The sequence below is a fragment of the Nostoc sp. genome, assembly GCF_036917155.1.
In the GTDB taxonomy this organism is placed as follows: Bacteria; Cyanobacteriota; Cyanobacteriia; order Cyanobacteriales; family Nostocaceae; genus Nostoc.
The window spans coordinates 1-5,437 of record NZ_JBALDZ010000123.1; the positions used below are offsets into that span (position 1 = coordinate 1).

Annotated in this window: 4 protein-coding genes; 2 read left to right on the forward strand and 2 right to left on the reverse strand. The window is 41.5% G+C overall.

Annotated elements, in window-relative coordinates; all coding sequences use genetic code 11:
• Window positions 1–1,479 (forward strand): hypothetical protein (locus tag V7K67_RS17205; protein ID WP_335167648.1); only part of this gene is annotated, 1,479 nt, incomplete at its 5' end.
• Between the two features lie 277 nt (window positions 1,480–1,756).
• Here V7K67_RS17205 and V7K67_RS17210 read toward each other — a convergent pair.
• Complete coding sequence (locus V7K67_RS17210; protein ID WP_335167650.1) at window positions 1,757–2,368, reverse strand: hypothetical protein; 612 nt, start codon at window positions 2,366–2,368, stop codon at window positions 1,757–1,759.
• Window positions 2,369–2,911: 543 nt separating this feature from the next.
• Window positions 2,912–3,688, reverse strand: a complete 777-nt coding sequence (locus V7K67_RS17215) for an ABC transporter permease (protein WP_334732756.1) — start codon at window positions 3,686–3,688, stop codon at window positions 2,912–2,914.
• Between the two features lie 518 nt (window positions 3,689–4,206).
• Here V7K67_RS17215 and V7K67_RS17220 point away from each other — a divergent pair.
• Window positions 4,207–5,355 carry a DegT/DnrJ/EryC1/StrS family aminotransferase gene (locus V7K67_RS17220; RefSeq protein ID WP_335167653.1) on the forward strand — a complete coding sequence of 383 codons (1,149 nt, stop codon included), beginning with the start codon at window positions 4,207–4,209 and terminating at the stop codon, window positions 5,353–5,355.
• The last annotated feature ends 82 nt before the right edge of the window (window positions 5,356–5,437 follow it).

Below are 5,437 nucleotides of genomic sequence, written 5' to 3' on the forward strand. Positions count from 1 at the left end.
TCATCCCCCTCATCCCCCTCATCCCCCTCATCCCCCTCATCCCCCTCATCCCCCTCATCCCCCTCATCCCCCTCATCCCCCTCATCCCCCTCATCATCTCTGACATATTTTCCATCAATCGATGAGGCTGAGGAAGAGGAACTGTTTGACCCGTTTGCAGATGTGCCGAATTTGTCGGCTGCAAAGCCAGGATTCCAAGTCAAACCTATCCTACTGGGTGCAGCATTGTTGGGAATTGTAGTCTTAGGCGGTAGTGCTTACTTTTTGACTCCTCCTTGTGTGATGTCTGAGTGTAAAGAAATGCAAAACGCCGAGCAATTAAAAACAAAATCCTCGCAATTGATGCGCCGCGCCAAGTCTGAAAAAGAATTAGTTACCATACAACAGGAACTTGAGACAGCCAGCGCAGCTCTGAATGCAATTCCTGGTTGGTCGCCCCGTTATCAGGTGTCAGAAGAACTAAAAGCAAGTTTATCTGGGCGGTCAGAAAAAATCAACCAGGTGGTCAAGGCTTTGCAGACAGCATCTTTGGCGACACAAAAAGTTCAAACTCCTGCATCTAGCCTAGAGGAATTACAAACTAGACAACACTTATGGCGACAAGCTATAGCGCCATTAGAAACTATAAGTTCCAGTAGTGAACTCTATGGATTGGTGCAGGGTAAATTACTTAATTTTCGTGTCCGTTTACACGCTGTAAATCAACAGATATTTATTGAGGAAAAATGGCTGAAAAAACTAACTGCTGCAAAAGCTGTAGCCGTTGCAGCCGAGAAGCAGGAAGCTAATGCTAAATCATTGAATGACTGGCAAAAAGTGCAGTCTACTTGGCTAGTAGTAGTTAATGCCTTGAATACTATTCCCCAGAATAGCGTTGGATACCAAGAAGCTCAAAAGCTGTTGGTAGATTATAAACCGAAGTTAGTCGTAGTAAGCGATCGCGCTACTAAAGAACGATTAGCTGTTCAAACCTACCAACAAGCCCTTAGCACTGCCAAGCAAGCCAAAGCTTATGAGCAACAAAACCAATGGCAAGCAGCAGCGACATACTGGGATCAGGCTTTGCAAACTACTAAAAAAGTTCCCGAAGATAGCTTGTACTATACTCAAGCTCAGTCTCTCATCGAACCCTACTCAACAGCCCTCAAACAAGCACAAGAAAAATTACAAGTTGTTAGTAGTTTCCAACAAACCCGCACTGACTTAGATAAAACCTGTATTAATAATGGAATTCGGATTTGCACCTTTAGCATAGACAATGCAGGAATTATTGTTCGGTTAACGCCTGAGTATGACCAAATAAGGCAAAATAATTTGGCTAATCCTTATTCTGAGAACTCGGATACTGCTGTTGATATTACCAACCACTTGCAAAGCTTACGGGAAGCGTTAGGTGTAATCGGTGACAACGCCAACCTGTCCCTTTTCCTCTATGATTCCCAAGGTCAGGTAATTTATACACGGACTTTAGGCGGTTAGAAAAGTTAGGAGTTAATCTAGAAAATTTCTGTATAAGTTTCAAAGCCTCTATCCGAAGCGGAGAGAGGTTTTTAGTACAATACAGTTCAGTTAAGTTTCTCTTCCTTCTCTTCCTTTGCGTCCAACTCTTACGAGACGCTGCGCGTAGCTTGCTTCTCCGTAGGAGTATGCGGTTCGTTAAAAAAAAGAATTTTAGACTTAACTGAACCGTATTGGTTTTTAGTATACTTGACAACTTTGCAAACATCCTCTAATCTCATCGGAAAAATACACTATGTTATTGTTTTTGTATTTTTAATTCACATTGTTGAAAAATATAATTAACGGCAGCAAATAATTTATCTAAATCTTGAATTACATACAGATTTTTATTCCGAGTAAACACATCAGAAATTAACTTTCCAAATTGCCATATTTTCCCATTAGAAACAATTCCAAAAACATCGGTGGCAAAATCATCATTAATTCGCTGCACTGCGATCATTTCAGCTAAACACTGACCCCAGCCTTCTTCAAATTTGTCTTGTTTGGCTTCAACTGTCAAAAAATAAGGTTTATCAAAAACAATCGTACCCAGGGGGTTTCGCTGTGTCACAGTATAATCTGGAATGCCTGATAAATCTTCATCGTAAGCTAATATTTCATGACTCCAAAGTGTTAATTTGCTTCGGTAAGTTTTCCATACTTCTTTTAATACTGGATAGATGAGGTTTTCACAAATAGCATCTTCAGAATTATCAATAATTCCATCGGTAAATAGCAAATCTAATTCATCTTTGAAAGACTGTTCAACAGGAAATGATACTTCCAGCATAAAATTAGACTGTACATATTTAATTTGAAATTTTTTAATGACAGTGCTAATACTTTTGTAATTACTAAATGCCATTTTAATTTACCTTTTCTTGAAAACTCTATCACTTATGACGAACAAGGCAAAAGTAAAAAGTAAAAAGGCACTCATAAAGAAAAAGAACAATGGTTGTGAGCCGCCTAAATTTATTTATGGAATGAAATAAAAACATTTATAACGATAGCGCAGCTAAGCCTTTGTCTTCTCCCTTGGCGTTAGCCTCTCCCAATGTGATTCGGGGAGACGCTAAGAGCGACCGAGCATCGTGGCGCAGCGCGTTCGCATGATTGCGTCTCGTAGAGAGAAATAAGGCGTCCGTGATTATTTCCCCTCAATTTATCAGAAAAGGCAGAGGGCAGGAGGCAGAAGGCAGAAGGGAATTCTGACTCGTGTCAAGAAGCCCGTGACCGAAGGGAACAAGGGTTTAAGACCCCCACCAAATTTTCAATTTGGTGGCCTCAATTTAGGAGGGGTTTGAATCCCCTTCTAAATTGAACCTTCTGCCTTCTGCCCTCTGCCTCCTGCCTTCTTCAATTATGGGGATTATCTTTTTACTTTTTACTTTTTACTTTTTACTTCTTAACTCACCAACTGCGCGGCAGAATTAAAAAATTGACGACACAACCCCTTAGTAAGTAAAACTGTTGTCAACAAGTTAGCGAAAGTAACCATGAACATAATCAAAATTTCGTAAGATACAGCATCCAAGGGTTTCACACCAGCTAATAGCTGTCCGGTAGTAATTCCTGGGATTGCGACCATACCGATGATGATCATTTGATTGACAGTGGGAATTAATCCGGCTCTGATGGCGTCTTTGCGATACTGGCTAACTGCTTGCTCTGGAGTTGCGCCTAGGCTTAAGTGGGTTTCGATTTCGAGATGGCTGGAATTAATGGTGTTGACAAGGCGATCGCCTGCGATCGCAGCTGCATTAGTAGCATTACCCAAGACTATCCCTACTAAGGGAATTATATACTGTGGTTCATACCATCTTTCTGGTTGAATAATCAGGAAGTTGGTGTAAAACACTGTCAGGGCAGTACTAATTAAAATTGCACCCCACACCAAAGGCAACAGATGAGGAATTTTTTGGCTGATGCGATTTCGTGCGACAATCGCCGTAATTGTCAGCATTATTGCTAATAGCGTCAAAACTGCCCAAGCATTGTCTAAAGCCAAGATGAAATCTAAAATGTATCCCAATACAAGAAGTTGTAAGATGGTTCTCCCAGTAGCAAGGGCTAGGTTCAACTCTAATCCTAATTTTTCCCAGGCCGATAAACCAATGGCGATCGCCATCAATCCCACAGCCATAGCTAAATCCACGAAATCCAGTTTGATTAGATCCTGCATAAGTTCTCTATCTCCTGGTATTTTCTTCTCAAAGCAGCCCACACAAGAGGAACTTTGATCCAATGTGTTGGATCTTGAGTAAAAAGGACTGGATACTGGGGATTAGGGACTGGGGATTTGCTTTTCAAGCTCAAAATTATGGAATTTGCTTTAACTCCTCCCAAATTTTTGAATGTTTTCCCATTACCTAGTCCCCAGTCCCCAGTCCCGGAGCGACGTTCCTCCCCCAGCAACGAGTACCTATCGTGTGAGACTTCTCGCCAAAACCCGTTGATATGTATCACTTTCATCAATTCAAAATTCCAAATGGTACGACCTTAACATGGCAAACACCTAGTATGCCTATATCTGTAAATTAAATGTGCGGTAGCTTACTGCACCACAACTTAAGTAAAATCCCTAATAGATGCGTATCTTGGGCGATAGTCTTTTAGTAGCTCCTCTTTGATTAACAATTCAATCAGCAAAAATTGACTGTCGAAGTGCATCCTTTGTATCTCCCGATAAAATAAGAACTCATGATCCAAAGTGTAAATCTTATCCCTGCCTTTGATATCAAGCAGCAATACACCACCATTGAAGCAGAAGTAAGTGCAGCTGTCTTAGAGGTTTTGGCTTCTGGTCGCTATATTGGCGGCCCCTTAGTTGAAGGTTTTGAACAACAGTTTGCCGCTTATAATACTGTTACTGAATGTGTGGCTTGTAATTCTGGTACTGATGCGCTTTTCTTAGCGTTACGAGTCTTGGAAATTGGTGCAGGCGATGAAGTGATTACAACGCCTTTCACCTTTATTGCTACATCTGAAGTGATTAGCGCCGTGGGGGCAAAGCCTGTTTTTGTCGATATTGACGCAACTACGTTTAATTTAGATATAGAGCAAGTAGCGGCAGCAATTACACCCAAAACTAAAGCGATTATCCCGGTTCACCTATTTGGGCAGCCTGTGGATATGACATCATTGATGGCGATCGCTCAGTCTCACAATTTGGCAATAATTGAAGATTGCGCTCAGTCTACAGGCGCAATTTGGGCTGATCAAAAAGTCGGAAGTATTGGACATATTGGTTGTTTTAGTTTCTACCCTACCAAAAATCTTGGTGGTTGCGGCGATGGCGGCGCAATCACGACTAATGATCCAGCGATCGCCACTAAACTGCGAATCTTACGAGATCATGGCAGTAAAATTAGATATTTACATGAAGAAATTGGTGTAAATAGCCGCTTAGATGCTCTCCAAGCAGCTATTTTGCAGATTAAGCTACGTTATTTAGATATTTGGAATGAGCGCCGACGAGATATCGCCAATTATTATTACCAATATCTGTGTCAAATTCCGGGGATCATCCCGCCCCAAGAATTACCTGGGGGTATTGGAGTATGGAATCAATACACTATTCGCATATCAGGCGAAGGGCGAAATGGTTCTAGCGCCAAATATCGAGATTGGGTGCGTAGCCAATTGCAAGAACAGGGTGTGAGTTCAATGATTTACTACCCCCATCCTTTACATTTGCAGCCAGTTTATCAGAATTTGGGCTATCAAATTGGAGACTTAGCAATAGCAGAGCAAGCTTGCCATGAAGTCATATCCTTGCCGATGTTCCCAGAACTGACACAACAGCAGCAAGACCAGGTGATTTATGCCTTGAAAGAAGTTAGGAGTTAGGAGTTAGGAGTTAGGAGTTAGGAGTTAGGAGTTAGGAGTTAGGAGTTAGCAGTTAGCAGTTAGCAGTTAGCAGTTAGCAGTT

Coding starts and splice junctions, on each gene's coding strand:
- V7K67_RS17210 (WP_335167650.1), bottom strand. CDS start 2,368: ATGGCATTTAGTAATTACAAAAGTATTAGCACTGTCATTAAAAAATTT.
- V7K67_RS17220 (WP_335167653.1), top strand. CDS start 4,207: ATGATCCAAAGTGTAAATCTTATCCCTGCCTTTGATATCAAGCAGCAA.
- V7K67_RS17215 (WP_334732756.1), bottom strand. CDS start 3,688: ATGCAGGATCTAATCAAACTGGATTTCGTGGATTTAGCTATGGCTGTG.